This is a genomic window from Ensifer sp. YR511 (genome assembly GCF_900103045.1).
GTDB classification, from domain to species: domain Bacteria; phylum Pseudomonadota; class Alphaproteobacteria; order Rhizobiales; family Rhizobiaceae; genus Ensifer; species Ensifer adhaerens.
The window spans coordinates 46,034-68,922 of sequence record NZ_FNGR01000008.1; the positions used below are offsets into that span (position 1 = coordinate 46,034).

At 63.4% G+C, this 22,889-nt stretch carries 20 protein-coding genes; 15 read left to right on the forward strand and 5 right to left on the reverse strand.

The window, feature by feature from the left end:
* Nucleotides 1–4 precede the first annotated feature (4 nt).
* The 3 genes from BLU15_RS16180 to BLU15_RS16190 all read right to left on the reverse strand — a co-directional run bounded on the left by BLU15_RS16180 (nucleotide 5) and on the right by BLU15_RS16190 (nucleotide 1,683).
* The gene (locus tag BLU15_RS16180; RefSeq protein WP_176960298.1) at nucleotides 5–502 is read right to left on the reverse strand and encodes an EVE domain-containing protein; all 498 of its coding nucleotides are present in this window, start codon (nucleotides 500–502) and stop codon (nucleotides 5–7) included.
* A 126-nt stretch (nucleotides 503–628) separates the two neighbouring features.
* The gene (locus tag BLU15_RS16185; RefSeq protein WP_089042884.1) at nucleotides 629–1,348 is read right to left on the reverse strand and encodes a GNAT family N-acetyltransferase; all 720 of its coding nucleotides are present in this window, start codon (nucleotides 1,346–1,348) and stop codon (nucleotides 629–631) included.
* A 188-nt stretch (nucleotides 1,349–1,536) separates the two neighbouring features.
* The gene (locus BLU15_RS16190; protein WP_064817045.1) at nucleotides 1,537–1,683 is read right to left on the reverse strand and encodes a DUF1127 domain-containing protein; all 147 of its coding nucleotides are present in this window, start codon (nucleotides 1,681–1,683) and stop codon (nucleotides 1,537–1,539) included.
* Between the two features lie 260 nt (nucleotides 1,684–1,943).
* Between BLU15_RS16190 and BLU15_RS16195 the strand changes: the two genes are divergently transcribed.
* Nucleotides 1,944–2,654, forward strand: coding sequence for a GntR family transcriptional regulator (locus BLU15_RS16195; RefSeq protein ID WP_034798498.1), 711 nt, complete (start codon nucleotides 1,944–1,946; stop codon nucleotides 2,652–2,654).
* Nucleotides 2,655–2,767: 113 nt separating this feature from the next.
* The gene (locus BLU15_RS16200) at nucleotides 2,768–3,730 is read left to right on the forward strand and encodes a dihydrodipicolinate synthase family protein (protein ID WP_034798428.1); all 963 of its coding nucleotides are present in this window, start codon (nucleotides 2,768–2,770) and stop codon (nucleotides 3,728–3,730) included.
* 102 nt (nucleotides 3,731–3,832) lie between these two features.
* Here the strand turns inward: BLU15_RS16200 and BLU15_RS16205 are convergent, their stop codons facing one another.
* Nucleotides 3,833–4,870, reverse strand: a complete 1,038-nt coding sequence (locus tag BLU15_RS16205) for an Ldh family oxidoreductase (protein ID WP_089042885.1) — start codon at nucleotides 4,868–4,870, stop codon at nucleotides 3,833–3,835.
* A 156-nt stretch (nucleotides 4,871–5,026) separates the two neighbouring features.
* Between BLU15_RS16205 and BLU15_RS16210 the strand changes: the two genes are divergently transcribed.
* From BLU15_RS16210 to BLU15_RS16260, 12 genes are all read left to right on the forward strand, one after another.
* Complete coding sequence (locus BLU15_RS16210; protein WP_089042886.1) at nucleotides 5,027–6,544, forward strand: aldehyde dehydrogenase (NADP(+)); 1,518 nt, start codon at nucleotides 5,027–5,029, stop codon at nucleotides 6,542–6,544.
* Between the two features lie 223 nt (nucleotides 6,545–6,767).
* Entirely contained in the window at nucleotides 6,768–7,574 is an 807-nt protein-coding gene (locus BLU15_RS16215; RefSeq protein WP_034798420.1) for an ABC transporter substrate-binding protein, read from the forward strand.
* 71 nt (nucleotides 7,575–7,645) lie between these two features.
* Entirely contained in the window at nucleotides 7,646–8,311 is a 666-nt protein-coding gene (locus BLU15_RS16220; protein ID WP_034798417.1) for an amino acid ABC transporter permease, read from the forward strand.
* A 13-nt stretch (nucleotides 8,312–8,324) separates the two neighbouring features.
* On the forward strand, nucleotides 8,325–8,975 hold the full coding sequence (locus BLU15_RS16225; protein WP_034798414.1) for an amino acid ABC transporter permease: 651 nt from the start codon (nucleotides 8,325–8,327) through the stop codon (nucleotides 8,973–8,975).
* Entirely contained in the window at nucleotides 8,968–9,690 is a 723-nt protein-coding gene (locus BLU15_RS16230) for an amino acid ABC transporter ATP-binding protein (RefSeq protein WP_034798411.1), read from the forward strand. The genes BLU15_RS16225 and BLU15_RS16230 overlap by 8 nt, the downstream gene beginning before the upstream one ends.
* A 7-nt stretch (nucleotides 9,691–9,697) precedes the next feature.
* Nucleotides 9,698–10,945, forward strand: a complete 1,248-nt coding sequence (locus tag BLU15_RS16235) for an NAD(P)/FAD-dependent oxidoreductase (RefSeq protein ID WP_034798409.1) — start codon at nucleotides 9,698–9,700, stop codon at nucleotides 10,943–10,945.
* Nucleotides 10,946–10,958: 13 nt separating this feature from the next.
* Complete coding sequence (locus BLU15_RS16240) at nucleotides 10,959–11,960, forward strand: 4-hydroxyproline epimerase (protein WP_034798407.1); 1,002 nt, start codon at nucleotides 10,959–10,961, stop codon at nucleotides 11,958–11,960.
* On the forward strand, nucleotides 11,957–13,648 hold the full coding sequence (locus BLU15_RS16245; RefSeq protein WP_034798405.1) for a cis-3-hydroxy-L-proline dehydratase: 1,692 nt from the start codon (nucleotides 11,957–11,959) through the stop codon (nucleotides 13,646–13,648). Before BLU15_RS16240 ends, BLU15_RS16245 begins: the two co-directional genes overlap by 4 nt.
* 83 nt (nucleotides 13,649–13,731) lie before the next feature.
* Nucleotides 13,732–13,935, forward strand: a complete 204-nt coding sequence (locus tag BLU15_RS38955) for a hypothetical protein (protein WP_034798404.1) — start codon at nucleotides 13,732–13,734, stop codon at nucleotides 13,933–13,935.
* A gap of 269 nt (nucleotides 13,936–14,204) precedes the next feature.
* On the forward strand, nucleotides 14,205–16,154 hold the full coding sequence (locus BLU15_RS16250; protein ID WP_034798403.1) for a PrkA family serine protein kinase: 1,950 nt from the start codon (nucleotides 14,205–14,207) through the stop codon (nucleotides 16,152–16,154).
* Nucleotides 16,155–16,179: 25 nt separating this feature from the next.
* Complete coding sequence (locus BLU15_RS16255; protein ID WP_060521878.1) at nucleotides 16,180–17,499, forward strand: YeaH/YhbH family protein; 1,320 nt, start codon at nucleotides 16,180–16,182, stop codon at nucleotides 17,497–17,499.
* A 12-nt stretch (nucleotides 17,500–17,511) separates the two neighbouring features.
* Nucleotides 17,512–19,059 carry a SpoVR family protein gene (locus tag BLU15_RS16260; protein ID WP_034798401.1) on the forward strand — a complete coding sequence of 516 codons (1,548 nt, stop codon included), beginning with the start codon at nucleotides 17,512–17,514 and terminating at the stop codon, nucleotides 19,057–19,059.
* A 132-nt stretch (nucleotides 19,060–19,191) separates the two neighbouring features.
* On the opposite strand, the gene BLU15_RS16265 is transcribed toward BLU15_RS16260, so the two are convergent.
* On the reverse strand, nucleotides 19,192–20,109 hold the full coding sequence (locus tag BLU15_RS16265) for a LysR family transcriptional regulator (protein ID WP_051659435.1): 918 nt from the start codon (nucleotides 20,107–20,109) through the stop codon (nucleotides 19,192–19,194).
* A 322-nt stretch (nucleotides 20,110–20,431) separates the two neighbouring features.
* Here BLU15_RS16265 and BLU15_RS16270 point away from each other — a divergent pair, with 322 nt between their 5' ends.
* Nucleotides 20,432–22,888, forward strand: coding sequence for a penicillin-binding protein 1A (locus BLU15_RS16270; protein ID WP_060608053.1), 2,457 nt, complete (start codon nucleotides 20,432–20,434; stop codon nucleotides 22,886–22,888).
* Nucleotide 22,889: the final 1 nt, after the last annotated feature.

Below are 22,889 nucleotides of genomic sequence, written 5' to 3' on the forward strand. Positions count from 1 at the left end.
ACGATCAGCCGGCAAGCTGCTGGCGAAATGCCGGCACCCTCGGGAAAACCATGCCGAGGTCTGCATGCATGGCCCGCGCGATCACGCGGAAGTCACGCTCGCTGATGGCAAGATGACCAAGACGAAGCTTCTGGTCCCAGTTACGGTTGCCTTCGGCAAATTCCAGGCTGTCGAGCCACGGCCGAACCGGCGCCTCCATGCTGTCGGCCCAGTCGATGTCGCCGCGATGCGGGGCGACGCCGCCCATGGCAAAGAAGTAGGGCGGGCGCTCCTTGACGACACCGATGGCGGCAAAACAGGCAAGCCCCGCCCTGCCGTTAAAGGCGGCGTTGGGCGCATAACCGATGAAGCCATCACCCGCCTTCATGCGCGTCATCGCCTGGACATTGCGGTAGCCGTAGCCAAAGCGAGAGAAGCCGTCTTCGGCGGCATGCTGCAGGTCATCGCCGGAAACCGCGCCGATCCAGAAATTGCGCTCGCCCAACCTGTTTGCTGCACCCATCTGAAACATATCCTGCGCCGACATCTGCAATCCCTCGGTCTCTTATCCTGGGGCCACTTTACGCGCGACCCCTGCCAGATTCTGTCAGCATCGTTTTGACGGCCCGGCATACCGTCAAGCCGCGTCTCAGCCGTCTTCGAAGGGCGCTTCCCATTGGCCAAAAAGCGTCACGCCCACGGCTCCCGCAAGCGCCACCGACGCGTGGTTGTCGAGTTGGCAGCGATATTGCGGTTGGTATCCCTTTTCGAGGGCGGCCCTGCTGATTGCGCGCACGACCTTGCGGGCGTGGCCCTTACCCCTATCGGACATAAGCGTCAGCACACCGAGATCAGCGATCTGCCGCTCCTGCCAGGGATACATGCTCGCGGCACAGACCAGCCTGTCACCATCGAAGGCACCGTAGACCAACCAGTGATCCAGTTCGACATAGGCTGCATCGAGCTCCTCTTCCGAGGCGGAGCCCTGGAACAGGGCGAACGCGGCCGCATCCTTCGCCGTGAGCGCGCGCACATGGTCGCTCGAATTCTCCCGCAACAGCACAGCCTTATCCGCTTCGGTGAAGTAGAAGAGGTTGTCAGCACCGTTCAGGACGATGCCGGCATCGCACAGCCCTTGGCGAAGGGGTGCTTCGGTGAGCACCTGCCCCGCCGCCGACGACAGCGCGGCGCCGAGCGCCGGGGACAGGGCCACGATCACGCCGTTTTCAGCAGTGTGCAGCACCATGGCCGGGCTCTCCTCGTCGAGGTCGGGATTGACCACGACGGTAAACCGATCCGCGCTTGCGAGAACATCGCCCGCAAAGGACGCGTTCCAGAAATCGGTAATCTCAGGGGAAAACGGCGGCATGGCACTCAGTCTCTTGAACGAACACCGCGCCTGTCGGCGGCAAGCGGCGCGATTAATGGAGTAGTCGATTAATCAAATCGCAGTGCCAGCGATGTGTGGGACGACAATGGCGCAATGAAGGCGCCAAAAAGCAAAAGCGCCCGCAGGAGATGCAGGCGCTTGGCAATTCTTCAGTCTTTAAGATCGCCTTAGCGGGCGAAGGCCGTACGTGCGACGCGGTCGATGTCGGCGCGTTCGATGCCGAGGTCGCGAAGTTCGCGGTTCGACATGCGGCCCAGCTCGGTGACCGTCTGACGATACTTGCGCCAGTTGTTGATGGAGCGTGCGATGTTCATTTGATCCCCCTTTCAATGGGCTTTCGAAGCCTGGCTGCCAGTCCGTGGCGCCTCGTTTCGCTTCGATGAACACCTTATATCTCAGGCTTTCCGTAAGTTGCAGCGCTCAAAACTCAGCGCTCCCATGTGGGAAACGCATGGGTCGCCACAACAACCTGTGCACGCAGATGCGGATAACAGCTTCGCGCAATGACGGCAGCGGAAACTGTTGATCCCGGCGACAGAGACAAGTATTTCTTTTGTCGACAAAGGAATCTGACATGACCGATATCGACACCGACAACAGCCCCATCCCCGAGCGTAAGCGCGGCTCCGGCGTAAAGATGGTCTATGACCTCTTGCGCGACGAGATCCTCGACCTGGTGCTGCCGCCGGGCAGCCCGATCGACGAAGTGCAGCTTGCCGAGCGGCTGAAGATGTCGCGCACGCCGATCCGCGAGGCGCTGGTGCGTCTTGCCGGCGAAGGGCTGATCGACACGCTGCCGAACCGCTCGACGATGGTGGCGAACATCGACTTCCTCAATCTCAATCCGTTCTTCGACGCGCTAGTGCTGATGTACCGCGTCACCACGCGGCTTGCGGCGCAGAACCACCGCCCGGAAGACCTGGCGATCATTCGCGGCTTCCACGAAGACTATGCGGCAGCCGTGCAGACGCGCGACCCGCTCACGATGATCGCCACCAACGCCGCCTTCCATGCGGCAATCGCGGAAAGCGGACGCAACCCCTATTTCACCAGCCTGTTCCGCCGGCTGCTGGACGAAGGGCGGCGCATTCTCCGTCTCTATTATCAGTCCTATGATGAGCAGTTCCCCCAGCGCTTCGTCGACGAGCATGCGGCCATGATCGCCGCGATCGCCGCGCGCGACGTCGAGGCTGCGGATCGGCTGGGCAAGGCGCATGCTGAGCAGATCGTCGAGCAGGTGCAGAAGCTTTTTGCCCGCAACAACAAGCTCGATATCGCTTTGTAGCGACCTTTGTATTTTTCTTGTCGACAAATAAAATACAAACAGCTATTGTCTGGATCAAAGGCAAGGGCGCAGGTGCGCCGCTGCCCTGAAGACAAAGCCGAGAGGAGTTTCAGATGAAGGCTCAGATTTTCACCGGCGTCATCCCGGCGCTGATGACCCCCTGCAAGGAAGACCGCACCCCCGATTTCGACGCGCTGGTGCGCAAGGGCAAGGAGCTGATCGCTCAAGGCATGTCCGCCGTCGTCTACTGCGGCTCGATGGGTGACTGGCCGCTCCTGACCGACGAACAGCGCATGGAAGGCGTCGAGCGCCTCGTCAAGGCCGGCATTCCGGTTATCGTCGGCACCGGCGCCGTCAACACTGCTTCGGCCGTCGCTCACGCGGCACATGCCGAGAAGGTCGGCGCCCAGGGCCTGATGGTCATCCCGCGCGTGCTTTCGCGCGGCTCGGTTGTCGCTGCCCAGAAGAACCACTTCAAGGCCATTCTCTCGGCCGCCCCGAGCCTGCCGGCTGTCATCTACAACAGCCCGTACTACGGCTTCGCCACCCGCGCCGACCTGTTCTTCGCGCTGCGCGCCGAACATCCGAACCTCGTCGGCTTCAAGGAATTCGGCGGCGCTGCCGACATGCGCTATGCGGCCGAGAACATCACCAGCCGTGACGATGGCGTCTCGCTGATGATCGGTGTCGACACGGCCGTTTTCCACGGCTTCGTCAACTGCGGCGCAACCGGTGCCATCACCGGCATCGGCTGCGTTCTGCCTAAGGAAGTCATCCACATGTGCAACCTGTCGCGTGCCGCCGCCGAAGGCGACGTCGACGCACGTCTGCGCGCACTGGAACTGGAACAGGCGCTCGCCGTTCTCTCGTCCTTCGACGAAGGTCCGGACCTCGTTCTCTACTTCAAGCATATGATGGTGCTGAAGGGCGACAAGGAATACACGCTGCACTTCAACGAGAGCGACGTTCTCTCCGACAGCCAGCGCGGCTACGTCGAAGCCCAGTTCAAGCTGTTCAACAGCTGGTACGCCGAGTGGAGCAAGCTCCCGGGCGCGGTGCAGAAGTACAAGGCCTGATCGCTCGATCGGCACTCAAATAGAAAAGGCCCTCCGGTTGGAGGGCCTTTTTCGTTTGGCAGTCTCGACGGGTCGATGATCGACGAAAAGGTTAGCCGTCGCTTACACGACGGCGTCCAATCCAAGAGCAAGCAGCCGCTCGAGCTGCTCGATTTCAGCCGTGTTGAGAACGACACCTTCGGCTTCCGACTTGGCGCGTGCCACGAAGCGACGCTGCGACGGCAGGCGGGCGCCCTGGCCGACGATCGCCTCAAACAGCACTTCCGCACGGGCGAAGGGATTGCCCGGGCGTCCGGCTGCAAATTTCTCCGGCGAGAAGGCGACGATCAGTTCGCCGTGGAACGGTGCAAGCGTCGTGGTGCCTAGATAGTCGAGCACTTCCGGGCTCGTCAGGTCGCCGATCATGATGCCGGCAAGAAGCTCGACCATGGTGCCGATCGCCGAACCCTTGTGGCCGCCGAAGGGCAGCATGGCGCCGGCAAGCGCTGCTTCCGGATCGGTCGTCGGATTGCCTTCGGCATCGATCGCCCAGCCCTCCGGCAAGGGCTTGCCGGCACGGCGGTGCAGTTCGATCTCACCGCGGGCGGCAACCGAGGTGGCGAAGTCGAAGACGTAAGGCGGCTTGTTTTCGCGCGGCCAGCCGAAGGCGAAGGGGTTGGTGCCGAGCAGCGGCTTGTTGCCGCCGGTCGGCGCAACGGTCGCATAGCTCGGGCACATCACGAGGCCGGCAAGTCCCTCGCCGGTCAGGCCTTCGACCTCAGGCCAGAGCGCCGAAAAATGGGTGCAATCGTTGATGACGAGCGCGGCGATGCCCAGCGAGCGAGCGCGTTCGGCGAGAACCGGCAGGCCGAGCTCGAAGGCGGGATTGGCAAAACCGCCCTTGGCGTTGACCTTGACGATAGCGGAACCTTCGCCCGCTTCGAGCTCCGGTGTTGCATCCGGCTTCACCTTGCCCGCCTTGACGGTGCGAAGCGCTCCTTCGATGCGGTAGATGCCATGCGACTTGCAGGCATCCCGCTCGCCGGCGACGATCACGCGGGCCAGTGCACCGGCCTGAATGGCGTTGAGCCCCGCCTTCAGGAAGATCGCCTCGACGCGCTCGAAAAGTGCTGCGATCGTCAGGGTGTTGGTTTCGCTCATCTCTCTCCCTCTCAAATGCTGCGCCTGATCCGGAAGGGCCAGTCAGGCGATTGATGTTCTGCATACATATAGTATACAAAGATCCGACAAGTGCAATTCAGCCATGATCCCCTCTGCCAGAAAAGGCAATCCGGGATCGAACGAAAGGATCGGCAGATGGCCTTCACCCCCAAAGGAAAACACCTTGTCGCCGGCGAATGGCTCGACGGCGCGGGCACCTTCGCATCGGCACCCGCCCACGGTCCGGTCCATCAGTTCGCCACCGGCACCGTAGAGCTGGTCAACCGCGCGGCTGAAGCCGCCGAAGAAGCCTTCCTGAGCTATGGCTATTCGACCCGGGCCGAGCGCGCCGCGTTCCTGCGCGCCACCGCGGATGAGATCGAGGCACGCGCGGAGGCCATCACCGAGATCGGCACCCAGGAAACCGGCCTGCCGGAAGCGCGCCTGCAGGGCGAACGCGGCCGCACCACCGGCCAGCTCCGTCTCTTTGCCGACCACATCGAAAAGGGTGAATATCTCGACCGCCGTTTCGATGCGGCCCTGCCCGAGCGTCAGCCGGCGCCGCGCCCGGAAATCCGCCTTATCCAGCGCCCGATCGGCCCGGTCGCCGTCTTCGGCGCCTCGAACTTCCCGCTGGCCTTCTCGACCGCCGGCGGCGACACGGCTGCCGCCCTTGCTGCCGGCTGCCCCGTGGTCGTCAAGGGCCACTCGGCCCATCCGGGCACCGGTGAGATCGTTGCGCAGGCCGTCGAGGCCGCGATCCGCAAGACCGGCGTTCACCCGGGCGTCTTCTCGCTGATCCAGGGCGGCAACCGCCAGGTCGGCGAAGCGCTTGTCCAGCATCCGCTGATCAAGGCCGTCGGCTTCACCGGTTCGCTCGCCGGTGGCCGCGCGCTCTTCAATCTCTGCGCCGCACGTCCGGAGCCGATCCCGTTCTTCGGCGAGCTCGGCTCGGTCAACCCGATGTTCCTGCTGCCGGAAGCACTGAAGGCACGCGCCGAGACACTCGGCCAGGGCTGGGCCGGTTCGCTGACCATGGGTGCCGGCCAGTTCTGCACCAACCCCGGCATCGCCGTTGTTGTCGAAGGTGCTGACGCCGATCGCTTCACCACGGCCGCCGTCGAAGCGCTCGGCAAGGTCGCGCCGCAGACGATGCTGACGGACGGCATTTCCAAGGCCTATCACGACGGCCAGGCGCGCTTTGAAAGCCGCAACACGGTGAAGCCGCTGCTGACGACCGAATCGTCCGGCCGCTCGGTCTCGCCGAACCTGTTCGAAACGACCGGCGACCAGTTCCTGGCCGACCATGCGCTCGGCGAAGAGGTGTTCGGTCCGCTCGGCCTCGTCGTTCGCGTCGGTTCGACCTCTGAAATGGAACAGCTTGCCCGCGGCTTCGAGGGGCAGCTGACCACCACCATCCACATGGATGCGACCGATCTCGAGACCGCCCGTCGTCTGCGCCCGATCCTTGAGCGCAAGGCCGGCCGCGTCCTCGTCAACGGCTTCCCGACCGGCGTCGAGGTGGTGGATTCGATGGTGCATGGCGGACCCTATCCGGCCTCGACCAACTTCGGCGCAACCAGCGTCGGTACCCTGTCGATCCGCCGTTTCCTGCGCCCGGTCGCCTACCAGAACATGCCGGAAGGCCTGCTGCCCGAGGACTTCCAGGGCTAAGGCACTCACCGACAGCTGCGGGTGCCTGCCGCCCGCAGCCGCAAGACACGACAGATCGCTGCGCAGGCATCCCATTTGACGAAACAAATGGGATGCCTGCGCGCGTTCTGCGTTATGAACTTATACTTTTTGTATACTAATTGTATTTTTCTATTGATTTGTGCTGTCTAAAACGGAATAGTGCCTCAGCCGTCAGACGGCACTCATTTCAGGGAGAGAGAAAATGAAGACTTCGGTGCTCGCGCTCGGCCTCGTTGCGGCCGCTGCTCTGACCAGCCAGGCCCATGCCGACAAGCTGGATGACGTCATCGGCTCGGGTACGCTGCGTTGCGCAGTCGTGCTCGACTTCCCGCCGATGGGTTCTCGCGACGAGAACAACAACCCGATCGGTTTTGACGTCGACTACTGCAACGACCTCGCAAAGGCACTCGGCGTCACCGCCGAAATCGTCGAGACCCCGTTCCCGGAGCGCATTCCCGCTCTGATGTCGGGCCGCGTTGACGTCGGCGTTGCCTCGACCTCCGACACGCTTGAGCGCGCCAAGACCGTCGGCATGACGATCCCCTACTTCGCCTTCGAAATGGCCGTCACTGCCAACGAGAAGTCGGGCGTCAAGTCCTTCGAAGACATGAAGGGCAAGGTTGTCGGCGCGACCGCCGGCACGTTCGAAGCGATCGCTCTCGAAAAGCAGGTCAAGGAATGGGGCGCCGGTGAGTTCCGTCCGTACCAGACCCAGGCAGACGTCTTCCTCGCGCTCAGCCAGGGCCAGATCGACGCTACGGTTTCGACCTCGACCGTCGCCCAGGCCAACGTGAAGGGCGGCAAGTTCGCCGGCATCTCCGTCGTTGGCAAGGCTCCGTTCGACACCGACTACGTCGCGCTCTTCACCAACCGCGAAGAATACGGCTTCATCAACTTCCTCAACCTCTTCATCAACCAGCAGGTCCGCACCGGCCGCTACGCTGAACTTTACGAAAAGTGGGTCGGCGGCGAACTTCCGGACCTTACGGCTAAGGGCGTTTACCGCTAATATGCCGTTTATCTGGCGGCGCGAAGTTTAGCTTCGCGCCGCTATTCGTTTCCGAAGAGGTGAGACGAAACATGTTCAGCTATACCTTTCATTGGAACCAGGCGCTGAAAGCCCTGCCACAGATGCTCGACGGAGCGCTGGTCACCCTGCAGGTGGCTCTGCTCTCGATGGTCATCGGCCTGGCACTGGCGCTCGCGCTGACGGCTTGCCGCCTGTCGGGCAATCGCATCCTCGGTGGTTTTGCCACCGCCTGGGTCGAAATCGCCCGCAACACGCCGGCGCTGTTCCAGATCTACATGGCCCATTTCGGCCTCGGCAATTTCGGTATCCACCTGAGCCCCTATACGGCGCTGCTCGCGGGGATCGCCTTCAACAATGCCGGTTATCTCGCGGAAAACTTCCGCGGCGCCCTCAAGGCCATTCCCGATACCCAGGCGCGGGCCGGCCGCTCGCTCGGCATGACCCCGGTGCAGGCCTTCCGCTACATCGTGCTGCCGCAGATGCTGCGCATCGCCTTCCTGCCCGTCACCAACCAGATGGTCTGGGCGATCCTGATGACCTCGCTTGGCGTTACCGTCGGCATGAACACCGACCTTGCCGGCATCACCCAGGAACTGAACGCCCGTTCGTTCCGCACCTTCGAATTCTTCGCGATCGCGGCGATCATCTACTACCTGATCGCCAAGGCCGTGACGCTGGGCGCGCGCCTGCTCGCCGCGCGCATGTTCCGCTACTAAGGAGAGGTGAGAGATGTTCAATACCGCCCTCACCCTCGCTGATCTCGGCTTCCTGCTGCAGGGCGCCTTGATGACGCTCGCGGTCACCGCCGTCTCGGTTACCGCCGGCACCGTGCTCGGCATCATCTTCGGCGTCGTGCGCAACCAGGTCGGCCCCTATTGGGCCGCTCCGCTCACCTTCGTGCTCGACATCTTCCGTTCGGTGCCGCTGCTGATCCAGCTGGTTCTTGCCAATGCCTTCCAGGCGATCGCCAAGCTCGGCTGGGCACCGTTCACGACCTCCTGCGTGGTGCTGTCGCTCTATACGGCCGCCTATTGCACCGAGATCGTTCGTGGCGGCATCTCTTCCGTGCCACCGACGACGCGCCGCGCCGCCCGCTCGCTCGGCATGACCTGGTGGCAGGACATGCGCTACATCGTGGCGCCGCTTGCGACCCGCGTTTCGCTGCCGTCCTGGATCGGCCTGACGCTCGGCGTCATGAAGGACTCCGCACTCGTCCTCTGGCTCGGCCTGATCGAACTCTTGCGCGCCTCGCAGGTGCTCGTCACCCGCCTGCAGGAACCGCTGCTGATCCTTCTGATCTGCGGCGCCATCTACTTCCTCATCAGCTTCCCGATCGCCCGGCTCGGCGGTTACCTTGAAAAACGGTGGTCCAATGATTGAGATCCAGAACGTTCGCAAATCCTTCGGCTCGCTGGAGGTTCTCAAAGGCATCGACCTCACCGTCAACAAGGGCGAGGTGCTGACCATCATTGGCGGCTCCGGTTCCGGCAAGTCGACGCTGCTGACCTGCATCAACGGTCTCGAGCCGATCGATGCCGGCCGCATCCTCGTCGACGGCACCGAGGTCCACGCGAAATCAACAAACCTCAACAAGCTGCGCAGCAAGCTCGGCATCGTCTTCCAGCAGTTCAATGCTTTCCCGCACCTGACCGTGCTTGAAAACGTCATGCTGGCGCCGCGCAAGGTGCTCGGCCTCTCCAAGGAAAAGGCCGAGGAGAACGCCGTCAAGCAGCTCACGCACGTCGGCCTCGGCGAGAAGCTCGGCGTCTATCCAACCCGCATGTCGGGCGGCCAGCAGCAGCGCATGGCGATCGCCCGCGCACTCGCAATGTCGCCGGAATACATGCTGTTTGACGAAGTGACTTCGGCGCTCGATCCGCAGCTCGTCGGCGAAGTGCTCGACACGCTGCGCATGCTGGCCTCCGAGGGCATGACGATGATCTGCGTCACCCATGAAATGAAGTTTGCCCGCGAAGTTTCCGACCGCGTCGCCTTCTTCCACAAGGGCGTGATGGCGGAAATCGCCGCACCGGAAGCGCTCTTCGGCGCGCCGAAGGATCCGGAACTCCAAAAGTTCCTCGCAGCGACGCACTGAGCCGATCATGAAGGATGCAGTTCAGCCTGACGTCATCGTCATCGGCGCCGGCGTTGTCGGCCTTTCTGCGGCGATCGCCGCCCAGGCACGGGGACTTTCCGTCACCGTGCTCGACCGGGAAGGCCCGGCAGCAGGTGCCTCGGCGGGCAACGCCGGGGCCTTCGCCTTCACCGACATCCTGCCGCTCGCGTCACCCGGCATCTTGAAGAAGGCGCCGAAGTGGCTGCTCGACCCGCTTGGGCCCTTGAGCGTGCCACCGGCCTATGCGGCACAGATCGCGCCGTGGATGTTCCGCTTCTGGCGCGCCTGCTCGGCAAGCCGCGTGGCCCATTCGACGACCGCCCAGACGGCGATGATGGACCTCTCCAAGGCCGAGCTCGAACCTTTCCTCGCCGAGACCGGCACCCTGCCGATGCTGCGCAAGGAAGGCAATCTGCAGGTCTATGAAAGCGAAGCCGAGCTGAAGGCCTCTCTTCCCGGCTGGACCGCGCGAGCCGAACACGGCATCGAGTTCCGACACATGGGCGCGGCCGAGATGGCCGAGATCCAGCCTGGTCTCGCATCGCGCTTCACCCATGGCACCTTTACCCCCGGCTGGTATTCCATCGCCGATCCCAAGCTCTACACGCTGGCGCTGGCAGACCATTTCCGCGCCAAGGGAGGTGTGATCGAGCGTGCCGAAGTTACGGCACTGAAGCCGATCGAAGGTGGCGTCGAACTGACGGCCGACGGCAAGACGCGGCGGGCAGAACAGGTCGTGCTTTCAGCCGGCGCGTTCTCGCACCAGGTCGCCCGTACGCTCGGCGAGCGTATCCCGCTCGAAACCGAGCGCGGCTACAACACCACGCTGCCGCAGGATGCCTTCGATCTGCGCACCCAGGTAACCTTCGGCGGACACGGCTTCGTCGTCACCAGGCTTTCGACCGGTATCCGCGTCGGCGGCGCCGTCGAACTCGGCGGGCTGAAGCTGCCGCCGAACTTCCGCCGCTCGGAAGCCATGCTGAAGAAGGCGCAAGCCTTCCTGCCGGGCTTCAAGAGCGAGGGCGGCGTGCAATGGATGGGCTTCCGCCCGTCGCTGCCCGACAGCCTTCCGGCGATCGGCCGCGCCCGCGCCACCGGCCGCGTCGTCTACGCCTTCGGCCACGGCCATCTCGGTCTCACGCAATCGGCCGGCACCGCACGGCTCGTTGCCGACCTGCTCACCGGCCGGCGGCCGGCGATCGATATCAGTTCCTTCTCGCCCCAACGTTTCTGACAGAGTTTAGACCATGGCCAACCACACCTTCTCCTGCATCGACGGCCACACCTGCGGCAATCCGGTCCGCCTCGTTTCCGGCGGCGGGCCACGACTCGAAGGCGCTAACATGCTGGAGAAGCGGGCCCATTTCCTGCGCGAGTTCGACTGGATCCGCACTGGCCTGATGTTCGAGCCGCGCGGCCACGACATGATGTCGGGCTCTATCCTCTATCCGCCGACCCGGCCCGACTGCGATGTCGCCGTGCTCTTCATCGAAACGTCGGGCTGCCTGCCGATGTGCGGCCACGGCACGATTGGCACCATCACCATGGCGATCGAAAACGGCCTGATCACGCCGCGCGAACCGGGCAAGCTTTCAATCGACGCGCCGGCCGGCAAGGTCGACATCACCTATCGCCAGGAAGGCCGCTTCGTCGAAGAAGTGCGCCTCACCAACGTTCCGGGCTTCCTCTACGCCGAGGGGCTGACGGCTGAAGTCGAGGGTCTTGGCGAGATCGTCGTCGACGTCGCCTATGGCGGCAACTTCTACGCCATCGTCGAACCGCAGAAGAATTTTCGCGACATGGCCGACCATACGGCCGGCGAACTCGTCGGCTGGAGCCCGAAGCTCCGCGCGGCGCTCAACGCCAAATACGAGTTCGTGCATCCGGAGCACCCGGAAATCAAGGGCCTCAGCCACATCCAGTGGACCGGCAAGCCAACACAGGCAGAAGCGCATGCGCGCAACGCCGTCTTTTACGGCGAAAAGGCGATCGACCGCTCGCCCTGCGGCACCGGCACGTCGGCGCGCATGGCCCAGCTTGCCGCCAAGGGCAAGCTCAAGGTCGGTGACGAGTTCGTGCATGAATCGATCATCGGTTCGCTGTTCAAGGGCCGTGTCGAGGCGGCGACCAAGGTCGCGGACCGCGACGCCATCATCCCGTCGATTGCCGGCTGGGCCCGCATGACCGGCATCAACACGATCTTCATCGATGACCGCGACCCCTTTGCTCATGGATTTGTCGTAAAATGACCCAATCGATCTCCGCCCGCAGCATTCTTTCCGGCTCCGCCGATGGCCCCATCATCGCCACGGAGGAGGCGCTGAGCTTCTGGGGCGGGGTCGATCCGGCAACGGGTCGGGTGATCGACGTGCACCATCCGCTGCACGGCCTCTGTCTGACCGACGGCATCCTGATGATGCCGTCGAGCCGCGGCTCCTGCACCGGTTCGGGCGTGCTGCTCGACATGGCGCTGACCGGCCGTGCGCCGGCGGCCCTGGTCTTCTCGGAAGCGGAAGACGTGCTGACGCTCGGCGCGCTGATCGCGGCCGAAATGTTCGGAAAATCCCTGCCGGTGCTTCGGCTTTCGCGCGACGCCTTCAAGGCGCTGGCGCAAGCAAAGACCGCGCGCATCAGCGATACGGCAATCGAAGCCGATGGCCTGACAATTCCGGTCGCTCCGCCGGCAATGACGGCGCTTGATCTCACCGACGACGATCGCGCCATGCTCGACGGTCGTGACGGCATCGCCGTGCAACAGGCGATGCGCATCATCGCGGCGATGGCGGCGCAGCAGGGTGCGGAAAAGCTCATCGACGTGGTCCAGGGCCATATCGACGGCTGCATCTATGCGAGCCCGGCAAACCTCACCTTCGCCGAGAAGATGGCGGACATGGGGGCCAAGGTTCGCGTGCCGACGACCATGAACGCGATCTCGGTCGACCGCGCCAACTGGCGGGCGCAGGGCGTGCCGGAGAGCTTCGGCGATCCGGCAGCAAGGCTTGCCGACGCCTATGTGCGCATGGGCTGCCGCCCGACCTTCACCTGCTCGCCCTATCTGCTCGACAGCGCGCCGAAATCCGGCGAAGCCATCGCCTGGGCGGAATCGAACGCCGTCATATTCGCCAACACGGTGCTCGGCGCGCGCACGGCCAAACACCCGGACTTTCTCGATCTCTGCATTGCGCTCACCGGTCGTGCACCGCTCTCGGGCGTCTATCTCGACGCGCCGCGCAAGGCGACGCGCGTCATCGACGTGGAACTGCCGGAGGATATCGACGATGCCTTCTGGCCGCTGATCGGTTATCTCGCCGGCAAGGCAGCACCCGACCGCATCCCGCTTTTGCGCGGTCTTGCATCGGCAAAGCCCTCGCGCGACGACCTCAAGGCGCTTTGCGCCGCCTTCGGCACCACGTCCGCATCCCCGATGCTACATGTGGAGGGCGTGACCCCGGAAGCGGAAGGTGCCGCCGCCAAGGATGCCGACCACACGACGATCACGCGCGCCGACATGGCCGCGGCCTGGTCGCTCCTGAACGACGGTCCGGCGGAGGTCGAGCTTGTCGCCATCGGCAGCCCGCATGCGTCGCTCGAGGAGTGCCGCGCGCTGGCCACAGCCTTCGACGGCCGCAAGCGCGATAGCAACGTCGCCGTGATCGTCACCGCCGGGCGAGACGCGATAGCCGCAGCACGGGACGAAGGTCTGCTTGCCCGCCTTGAAGAGAGCGGCATCCAGGTCCTGCCGGATATTTGCTGGTGCTCGATCTCCGAACCGGTCTTTCCGACCAAGACCCGGGCGCTGATGACCAATTCCGGTAAATACGCCCATTACGGTCCCGGTCTTTCCGGCCGCGCCGTGCGCTTCAGCAACCTCGCCGACTGCGTCGAGGCGGCGCTCACCGGCCGCGTTTCGGTGCGCCTGCCAGCCTGGCTCGCCTAAAGGCGTTCCTTCTCTCCGGCGTCGCCGCGTGGCGGCGCTGTCGAGGCGCCGAGCTCGTCGCCTCCCGACCCCAACTGATCTGCGTGGGGCTCGATGATTCCCTGACGCCGCCTCAAGCGGTGGAGCGCACCTGTGACGAGACGCAGGCTGCCTATCGGGCGGCCGCCGTCGAAGACGACTTATCTTTGGTTGCAGCGCCGGGCATCGGCCATGTCGAGACAGCGACCATGCGAGACGCGGTTCTGGCCCTTCTTTTCCACCACCTCGGCGGACCCGGCGGCGGCTGACGCAACCGAACATGGCGCTCGCACAGAAAACGCCTGGGCGCATGCGGCGCCAATCGCGCACGCCCTGCGTTCAACGCCTTATGACCACCGCTTCGATCAGGTTTTCGTGATGCCACAGTCACGATTTTTCATTCATTGAAACAACCCCTTCGAGAATCACGAGAAAGCGAGTACTCTGAAGGAACATTGCGCATGGGACGCCGTTTATTCGAATGAGCGAGCCGATAAGCAGCGATCCCCGTCTCAGCCAGCGGCCGCGGGAGAGCATGATGCAAAAGAGCGAATGCGACGTCTTTGATCTCTTCTCGGAGATCTATACAAGTGCAGCGCAAGAAGAAATCAGTCTTCAGGAATACCTTCTGGCATGTCGCGACGACAAAAGCATGTATGCCACCGCACAGGAGCGGATGGTTACAGCCATAGGTAATCCAACCCTCATCGATACCAGCGCGGACGAACGTCTCGGCCGCATCTTCTCAAACCGGACCGTCAAGATCTATCCATCCTTCGCCGACTTCTACGGCATGGAAGATACGATCGAGCGCATCGTCGGCTACTTCCGCTATGCCGCGCAGGGGCTGGAGGAGCGCAAGCAGATCCTCTACCTGCTCGGCCCGGTCGGCGGCGGCAAGTCGTCGCTCGCCGAGCGCCTGAAAAAATTGATGGAACTTCAGCCGATCTACACGCTGGCGGTCGGCGGCAAGGTCAGTCCCGTCTTTGAATCACCGCTTGGCCTCTTCCATCCCGACCGCATGGCCGACCTGCTCGAAGACAAATACGGCATCGGCCGACGCCGGCTGACCGGCTTGATCTCACCCTGGGCGACGAAGCGCCTCGACGAAGTCGATGGTGACATCTCCAAATTCAGCGTCGTCAAGCTGATGCCGTCGCGCCTGCGCCAGGTGGCGATCGCCAAGACCGAGCCCGGGGACGAGAACAATCAGGACGTTTCCTCGCTGGTCGGCAAGGTCGACATCCGCCAGCTCGAAAACTACAGCCAGGCCGATCCCGACGCCTATTCCTATAGCGGCGGCCTCAACCGCACGACGCAAGGCTTGCTCGAATTCGTCGAGATGTTCAAGGCGCCGATCAAGGTGCTGCATCCGCTTTTGACCGCAACCCAGGAAGGCAACTACAACGGCACCGAAAGCTTCGGAGGTTTCCCCTATCAGGGCATCGTTGTTGCGCACTCGAACGAGTCCGAATGGCTGCAGTTCAAGAACAACAAGAACAACGAGGCCTTCCTCGACCGCATCCTCGTGGTGAAGGTGCCTTACTGCCTGCGCGTCACCGAAGAGCGGCAGATCTACGAGAAGCTGCTGCGCGAAAGCGAACTGACCAAGAGCCCCTGCGCGCCGGAAGTGCTGGAAAGCCTCAGCCGCTTCACCGTCTCCACCCGCCTTGCCCGTCACGAGAACTCGCCGCTCTACACCAAGATGCGGGTCTATGACGGCGAGAACCTGAAGGACACCGATCCCAAGGCGAAGTCCGTTCAGGAATATCGCGACGCCGCCGGCGTCGACGAGGGTATGACCGGCATCAGCACCCGCTTTGCCTTCAAGGTTCTGTCGGAAACCTTCAACTACGACACCAAGGAGGTCGCGGCCGATCCCGTGCACCTCATGTACATTCTGGAACAGGCGATCCGCCGCGAACAGTTCCCGAAGGAGACGGAAGCGAGCTACCTCGACTTCATCAAGTCCGAGCTGGCATCGCGCTATGCCGAATTCATCGGCCACGAAATCCAGAAGGCCTATCTCGAATCCTACAGCGAATACGGCCAGAACCTGTTCGACCGTTACATCGCCTATGCCGACGCCTGGCTCGAAGATCAGGACTTCAAGGACCCGGATACCGGACAAATCCTCAACCGGGAGATCCTCGACAGCGAACTGTCGCAGATCGAAAAGCCGGCCGGCATCGCCAATCCCAAAGACTTCCGCAACGAGGTCGTCAAGTTCACCCTGCGCGCCCGTGCCAAGAACCATGGGCGCAACCCCTCCTGGACGAGCTACGAAAAACTTCGCGACGTGATCGAGAAGCGCATGTTCGGCCAGGTCGAAGACCTGCTTCCGGTCATCAGCTTCGGCTCGAAGAAGGACAGCGCATCCGAGAAGCAACACGCCGAGTTCGTCCAACGCATGACGGAACGCGGCTATACGGAGCGTCAGGTCCGGCGGCTGGTCGATTGGTATATGCGGGTCAACAAGGCGGGCTGACGATGCCGAAGCAGGGGATTGGTTTATGCCGAATTTCATCGACCGGCGGCTCAATCCGAAGGATAAGAGCCTCGGCAATCGACAACGCTTTCTGAAGCGGGCCCGCGAAGAGCTCAAGCGGGTCATCAAGGATCAGGTCAAGTCGGACAGGATCATCGACGTCGACGCCGCGCATGGCGTGCCGATGCCGACTGATGGTGCCAGCGAGCCCACGTTCCAGCCGTCCCGCGGCTCCGGCGAACGCAACTACGTGCTTCCCGGCAACAAGGAGTTTTCGGCAGGCGACCGCCTGCCGAAACCGGAAGCGGGCGGCGGTGGCGGCGGCAAGGGCAAGCCCGGAACCGGCGAAAGCGACGATGATTTCCAGTTCATCCTGTCGCGCGAGGAAGTACTGGATCTGTTTTTCGAGGATCTGGAGCTCCCCGACATGGTCAAGCTCAGCCTCAAGGAAACGGTCACCTTCAAGCCCCGCCGCGCCGGCTTCGCCACGGCGGGAACGCCGACGAACATCAATGTCGGGCGCACGATGCGCAACAGTTTTGGCCGGCGCCTGGCGCTGCACCGGCCGAAGGAGAAGGAACTGACCGCGGTCACCGACGAGATCGCGCAACTGGAAGTGGAGCCGGAGCCGACGGCGAAGAGCCGACAGAGGCTCAAGGAACTGCGGGTCGAGCTGGAAAGGATCGAGAAGAAGCGGCGGCGCATCCCTTACGTCGATCCGGTGGACATCCGCTTCAACCGCTTTGAGCAGCAGCCACTGCCGAACGCCAACGCCGTGATGTTCTGCCTGATGGACGTCTCGGCCTCCATGGGCGAGCGCGAGAAGGACCTCGCCAAACGCTTCTTCGTGCTTCTGCACCTGTTTTTGAAACGGCGCTACGAACGCATCGACATCGTCTTCATCCGCCATACGGACGAGGCGCGTGAGGTTGACGAGGAGACCTTCTTCTACAGCACCCAGAGCGGCGGCACGATCGTATCGACCGCGCTCGAAGAGATGATCAGGATCGTCGAGGACCGCTACCCCTCGCAGATCTGGAACATCTATGCGGCCCAGGCCTCCGACGGCGACAACATCATCGGCGACAGCGAACATTGTGCGGCACTGCTGCGGGAAAAACTCACGAAGCTCTGCCAGTACTATGCCTATGTCGAGATCATCGACGAGCGCGAGACGGAAATCTTCGGCTCGACGGACAACGGCACCGCGCTCTGGCGCGCCTATCGCACGGTGGACGGCGAGAAGTCGAATTTCCAGATGACCCGGATCGCCAAGCCCGCCGACATCTACCCGGTCTTCCGCAGGCTTTTTGCCCGGCAGCCGGCCGCACGCACCCGGAAGTGAGGGGGAGACCGGATGGCACGACGCACGACCTCAGGTCTCCTGTTCCAGGGGTCCGACTGGAATTTTGCGACGCTGTCGCGTGCTTACGACGCGATCGAGCAAGTCGCGCTCGAAGAAATGGGCCTCAGCGTCTACCCGAACCAGCTGGAGATCATCACCTCCGAACAGATGCTCGACGCCTATTCCTCGGTCGGCATGCCGCTCATGTACCAGCACTGGTCTTTCGGCAAGCGCTTTGCCTATGAGGAGCATCACTACCGTAAGGGCCACCGCGGTCTTGCCTATGAGCTGGTGATCAATTCCAATCCCTGCATCACCTATCTCATGGAAGAAAACACCATGGCGATGCAGGCGCTGGTGACCGCGCATGCCGCTTTCGGCCATAACCACTTCTTCAAGAACAACTATCTCTTTCGCCAGTGGACAGATGCCGGCGCGATCCTGAGCTATATGGATTTCGCCAAGAAATACGTGACCAAATGCGAGGAGCGGCACGGCACTGCCGCCGTCGAAGCCATTCTCGATTCCGCCCATGCGCTGATGGACCAGGGCGTCTTCCGCTACCGCCGCCCGCCACGCCTCTCCTCTGAAAAGGTGCGCGAAAGGGCGCGCGAGCGGCTGGAATATGAGGAGCAGACCTATAGCGACCTCTGGCGGACCCTGCCGCAGGTCGCCGAGAGCCGTGATCCGGCCGAGGCCGAGCGCGACGCTTCGGAGCGCAAGAAGGTGCTCAACCTGCCGGAGGAAAACCTGCTCTATTTCCTCGAAAAGCACAGCCTGATCCTGGAGCCCTGGCAGCGCGAGCTGCTCAGGATCGTGCGTGTCATCGCACAATATTTTTCGCCGCAGCGCCAGACGAAGGTCATGAACGAGGGCTGCGCCACCTTCGTGCACTACACCATCATCAACCGCCTCTACGACCAGGGCAGGATTGGCGAAGGTCACATGCTGGAACTGTTGCAGAGCCATTCCAACGTCGTATTCCAGCCGGATTTCAACGACCGGCGCTACCCGGGCATCAACCCCTACGCGCTCGGCTTTGCGATGATGCAGGATATCCAGCGGATTGCCACCGAACCGACGGAGGAAGACCGCGACTGGTTCCCGTCTTTCGCCGGCAACGGCGACTGGATGGAAACGCTGCGTGACGCCTGGGCGAACCATCGCGACGAGTCCTTCATCCTGCAGTATCTGAGCCCGGCGGTGATGCGCAAGTTCCGGCTGTTCCAGCTCTCCGATCGCTCGTCGGATCGTTTCGTCGAGGTTGCCTCGATCCACAACGAGCGCGGCTATTCCGCGGTCCGTTCGGCGCTCGCCAACAGCTACGACGTTGCTGCCAACCAGCCGGACATCCAGGTGATGGACGTCGATCTGCTCGGTGACCGGCAATTGCGGCTGCAGCACAATGTCAAGCACGGTATCCTGCTCGACGAGGGCAGCCGCGACGCGACGATGCGCCATATCCGCCATCTCTGGGGCTATGAGGTGAGCCTCGCCGGCGTCGATGCCCAAAGCGGGCGCACGGTGTACGAGTGCTCGACGGCAAAATCGTCCGAGTGAACGGATAAAAGCCGTGGGTCGTGGCCATCATTAGAATTGGTGGCAGGCATTAGAATTATTTGGTCATCAAGACGCGCCGCCGCGGGACCCGGTTGAGGCCCAGCTTGCGCTGCACGGCCCTGTGGCGGACGTTCAGCCTGCGATAACGTCGGGCGTGGCCGGCAAGGCCGCTGCCTCCTGCTCGGCCGCCGCAGCGAGCCAATCGTGGAAGGCGGTCATCGCCGGCGTGACGGGACGCGATTTCAGCCGCGTCAGCCAGTAGCTTCCCATCGAGGTGTGAACGTCGAAGGGCTGGCGCATCGTGCCGTTCGACAGCAGCCGCGAGAACATCAGTGGTGGCGCCAGCGCCACGCCGATCCCCTGGGCCGCTGCCTCCATCATCGCCAGCGAACTATCGAAGACGATGCCCTTGAGCAGGGGCGCCGGATAGGCGATGCCGGCTGCATCGAACCAGGTCACCCACTCGTCGGCCCGATAGGACCGGAGCAGCGTTTCGTCGAGCAGATCGGCCGGCGTCTTCAGCCGCTCGGCGATCTCAGGGATGCAAAGCACGGATAGCGGCGCCTCGAAGAGCCGCGTCGCCTCGATATTGTGCCACGAGCCGCCGCCGAAGCGGATAGCGAAATCCAGCCCCTCGGCCGCCATGTCGACGCGGTTGTTGTTGGTGGAGAGGCGAACGTCGACAAAGGGATACTTCGCCTGGAAATCCGCGAGCCGCGGCAGCAGCCAACCGACCGCAAACGTGCCGACGGCGCCGATCATCAGCACTTCGCGAATATGCCCCGCCTCGAAGCGGTCGAGCATGTCCGCCATCCGGTCGAAGCTATCGCGCAGAACCGGCAGCAACGCCTCGCCCTCCGCCGTGATCATCAGTCCGCGCGGCAGCCGCTTGAACAGGGTCACGTTCAGGCGGTTTTCGAGAAGCTTGACCTGATGGCTGACCGCGGCTTGCGTAACGCAGAGCTCGATTGCCGCGCGCGTAAAGCTCAGATGCCGCGCCGAGGCTTCGAAAGCGCGCAGCGCATTGAGCGGAAGATATGGCCTGACCATGAATGCCCTAACTCACCTAATGGGTCTCGCAAATAAACGTGGTTTGTTGCGTAAGCACAATCCCTTTACGGTGAACTTTATCGGCGGTGCGTGCCGTTGCCCGGAAGTCGCCAACTCAGGAAAGGCGCGGTCAGCCGCACCGCTTTCGGAGACCCGATCCATGCGCCGTTTCATCTGGCCCTAGCGGCCGCAGGCACCGTCACCGAGCCAACGTCCGCGGACGTAGGCGCACCCCAATACTCCGCTCCGCATGCGCTGCCCGCCGCACGAACACCTGTGTCGGCGACGCTGCCTGCTGCCATGAAGGTCCGCTCTGCCCGTTATGAAGCTCCTCGTAAATCTGCTCGGCACATGCCTCAATCTTACTGTCGTCGTCGCGCTGGCCGCCGCCTCGCTCGTCGCAGCCCTGACGCGACACCTGCCCGATCACCGCACGCTCGCCAACTGGGAGCCGGCGGTGACCAGCCGCCTCTATGCCGCCGACGGCACGATGGTCGCGGAACTCGCGCGGGAACGCCGGCTGTTCCTACCCATCGCCACCATCCCCGCACGCGTGCGCCAGGCGTTCCTCTCCGCCGAGGACAAGAACTTCTACACCCATCCCGGCATCGACGTTGCGAGCATCGGCACGGCGCTCTTTGCCAATCTCGCCAACTACGGCTCCGGTCGCCGCATGATCGGCGGCTCGACGATCACGCAGCAGATCGCCAAGAATTTCCTGCTGACGTCGGACCGAACTGTGGAGCGCAAGCTGCGTGAGGCGATCCTTTCGCTGCGGATCGACCAGACCTATTCCAAGGACCGCATCCTCGAACTCTATCTCAACGACATCTATCTCGGGCGCGGTGCCTATGGCGTGGCGCAGGCAGCGCTCACCTATTTCGACAAGCCGGTCAGCGAGCTCTCGGTCGCGGAGGCAGCCTTCCTCGCAGCCCTGCCGAAGGCGCCCAACAATTACGACCCGGACCGCCAGGCGGAGCGGGCAACCGGCCGCCGCAACTGGGTGATCGACCAGATGCGGCAGAACGGCGTCATAGACACCGCCGCCGCCGCCAAGGCATCCTCTTCCTCACTCGGCGTCAGGCAACGCCAACAATCGCCCGCGGTCGCCAGTTCCGACTATTTCACCGAGGACGTCCGCCGCCAGCTCAGCGCCCGATACGGCGATGCTGCCCTTTATACGGCCGGCTTCTCCGTGCGCACGACGCTCGATCCGCGATTGCAGGCCGCCGCCATGACGGCGTTGCGCAAAGGCCTCGTCGCCTATGACCAGGCAAAGGGCTACCGCGGCCCCGTCACCAGGCTCCCTTCCAGCGGAAACTGGGCGCCGGCGCTTGCCAGGCTCCAGCCGCTCGCCGACGTGCCGGAATGGCGGCTCGGCGTGGTGCTGGCGACCGACAAGGATGGAGCAGAGATCGGGCTAAGGCCGACGGCCGCGGCACGAAGCGGTGCTCTCGGCATCAACGAGACGATCCGCCTTGGCCGGCCGGGCATGGCCTGGGCGCTCTGCCGCTCGGCCAAGGCAAAGCGGGGCTGCGCCGCGGGACCCGACGGGGCTCTGGCGCCCGGCGACGTCGTCTATGTGGAAAAGGCGGGCGACGGCTACTTGCTCCGGCAGCCGCCGCTCGTGCAGGGCGCGCTCGTTTCCATGGACCCGAACACCGGCCGGGTGCTGGCGGTCGCCGGTGGTTTTTCCTATGCCCAGTCGGAATTCAACCGCGCAACCCAGGCCTATCGCCAGCCGGGCTCGTCGTTCAAGCCCTTCGTCTATGCCGCCGCCCTCGACAACGGCTATGCGCCGACGACGCTGGTGATGGATGCGCCGATCGCCCTTGCCGATGGCGCCGGGCGAGTGTGGAAACCGAAGAACTACGACGGTCGCTTCAGCGGTCCATCGACGCTGCGCGTCGGGCTCGAAAACAGCCGCAACCTGATGACCGTGCGCCTTGCCCGCCATCTCGGCATGGATCTGGTCGCCGACTACGGCAAGCGTTTCGGCATCTATGACGAGCTGAAGCCTTACCTGCCGATGTCGCTCGGCGCCGGCGAAACGACGCTGCTCAGGCTGGTCTCGGCCTATGCGGTCATCGCCAATGGCGGCAGGGCCGTCACGCCTTCGATGGTCGATCGCGTCCAGGATCGTTACGGCCGCACGATCTTTCGCCACGACCAGCGCAAGTGCGATGCTTGCAACGCCTCCGACTGGACCGGCCAGGAAGAGCCCATGCCCGTGGACGACCGCGACTACGTGCTCGATCCGATGACAGCCTATCAGGTCACTTCGATGCTGCGCGGCGTTGTCGAACGTGGCACTGCTCGAAATGTCGGCTCGCTCGGCGTGCCGATCGCCGGCAAGACCGGCACCACCAATGACGAGAAGGACGTCTGGTTCGTCGGCTACACGCCCGATATCGTCACCGGTGTCTTCCTCGGCTACGACACGCCGAAGCCGATGGGCTACGGCGAAACCGGCGGCGGCCTCGCCGCACCCATTTTCATCGACTTCATGAAGGTGGCTCTTGCGGGGCGGGCCGCGGCCGATTTCCACGCGCCAACAGGCATGATGGTCGAGGCGACCGACCGGAAGAGCGGCCAGCCGGTGCCGGCGGGCACGCCGGGTGCCATTCTCGAATCCTTCAAGCCGGGCACTGCCCCCTGCGCCGGCGGCTGCCCGGTCATCGACGGCTTCGAGACGGCGAGCACATCGGCCACGGCCGATGCGGACCTTACGCCCGAACAGCGGGCGAAGCTTCTCACCAACAGCAACGGACTTTATTGAG

What these genes read in the sequence shown, in the direction of transcription:
- BLU15_RS16180 (WP_176960298.1), bottom strand. Translation starts at nt 502, where the DNA reads ATGGGTGCAGCAAACAGGTTGGGCGAGCGCAATTTCTGGATCGGCGCG.
- BLU15_RS16190 (WP_064817045.1), bottom strand. Translation starts at nt 1,683, where the DNA reads ATGAACATCGCACGCTCCATCAACAACTGGCGCAAGTATCGTCAGACG.
- BLU15_RS16230 (WP_034798411.1), top strand. Translation starts at nt 8,968, where the DNA reads ATGATTGAGATCCAGAACGTTCGCAAATCCTTCGGCTCGCTGGAGGTT.
- BLU15_RS16205 (WP_089042885.1), bottom strand. Translation starts at nt 4,870, where the DNA reads ATGAGCGAAACCAACACCCTGACGATCGCAGCACTTTTCGAGCGCGTC.
- BLU15_RS16220 (WP_034798417.1), top strand. Translation starts at nt 7,646, where the DNA reads ATGTTCAGCTATACCTTTCATTGGAACCAGGCGCTGAAAGCCCTGCCA.
- BLU15_RS16265 (WP_051659435.1), bottom strand. Translation starts at nt 20,109, where the DNA reads ATGGTCAGGCCATATCTTCCGCTCAATGCGCTGCGCGCTTTCGAAGCC.
- BLU15_RS16215 (WP_034798420.1), top strand. Translation starts at nt 6,768, where the DNA reads ATGAAGACTTCGGTGCTCGCGCTCGGCCTCGTTGCGGCCGCTGCTCTG.
- BLU15_RS16200 (WP_034798428.1), top strand. Translation starts at nt 2,768, where the DNA reads ATGAAGGCTCAGATTTTCACCGGCGTCATCCCGGCGCTGATGACCCCC.
- BLU15_RS16235 (WP_034798409.1), top strand. Translation starts at nt 9,698, where the DNA reads ATGAAGGATGCAGTTCAGCCTGACGTCATCGTCATCGGCGCCGGCGTT.
- BLU15_RS16185 (WP_089042884.1), bottom strand. Translation starts at nt 1,348, where the DNA reads ATGCCGCCGTTTTCCCCTGAGATTACCGATTTCTGGAACGCGTCCTTT.
- BLU15_RS16260 (WP_034798401.1), top strand. Translation starts at nt 17,512, where the DNA reads ATGGCACGACGCACGACCTCAGGTCTCCTGTTCCAGGGGTCCGACTGG.
- BLU15_RS16195 (WP_034798498.1), top strand. Translation starts at nt 1,944, where the DNA reads ATGACCGATATCGACACCGACAACAGCCCCATCCCCGAGCGTAAGCGC.
- BLU15_RS16270 (WP_060608053.1), top strand. Translation starts at nt 20,432, where the DNA reads ATGAAGCTCCTCGTAAATCTGCTCGGCACATGCCTCAATCTTACTGTC.
- BLU15_RS16250 (WP_034798403.1), top strand. Translation starts at nt 14,205, where the DNA reads ATGCAAAAGAGCGAATGCGACGTCTTTGATCTCTTCTCGGAGATCTAT.
- BLU15_RS16255 (WP_060521878.1), top strand. Translation starts at nt 16,180, where the DNA reads ATGCCGAATTTCATCGACCGGCGGCTCAATCCGAAGGATAAGAGCCTC.
- BLU15_RS16245 (WP_034798405.1), top strand. Translation starts at nt 11,957, where the DNA reads ATGACCCAATCGATCTCCGCCCGCAGCATTCTTTCCGGCTCCGCCGAT.
- BLU15_RS16225 (WP_034798414.1), top strand. Translation starts at nt 8,325, where the DNA reads ATGTTCAATACCGCCCTCACCCTCGCTGATCTCGGCTTCCTGCTGCAG.
- BLU15_RS16210 (WP_089042886.1), top strand. Translation starts at nt 5,027, where the DNA reads ATGGCCTTCACCCCCAAAGGAAAACACCTTGTCGCCGGCGAATGGCTC.
- BLU15_RS16240 (WP_034798407.1), top strand. Translation starts at nt 10,959, where the DNA reads ATGGCCAACCACACCTTCTCCTGCATCGACGGCCACACCTGCGGCAAT.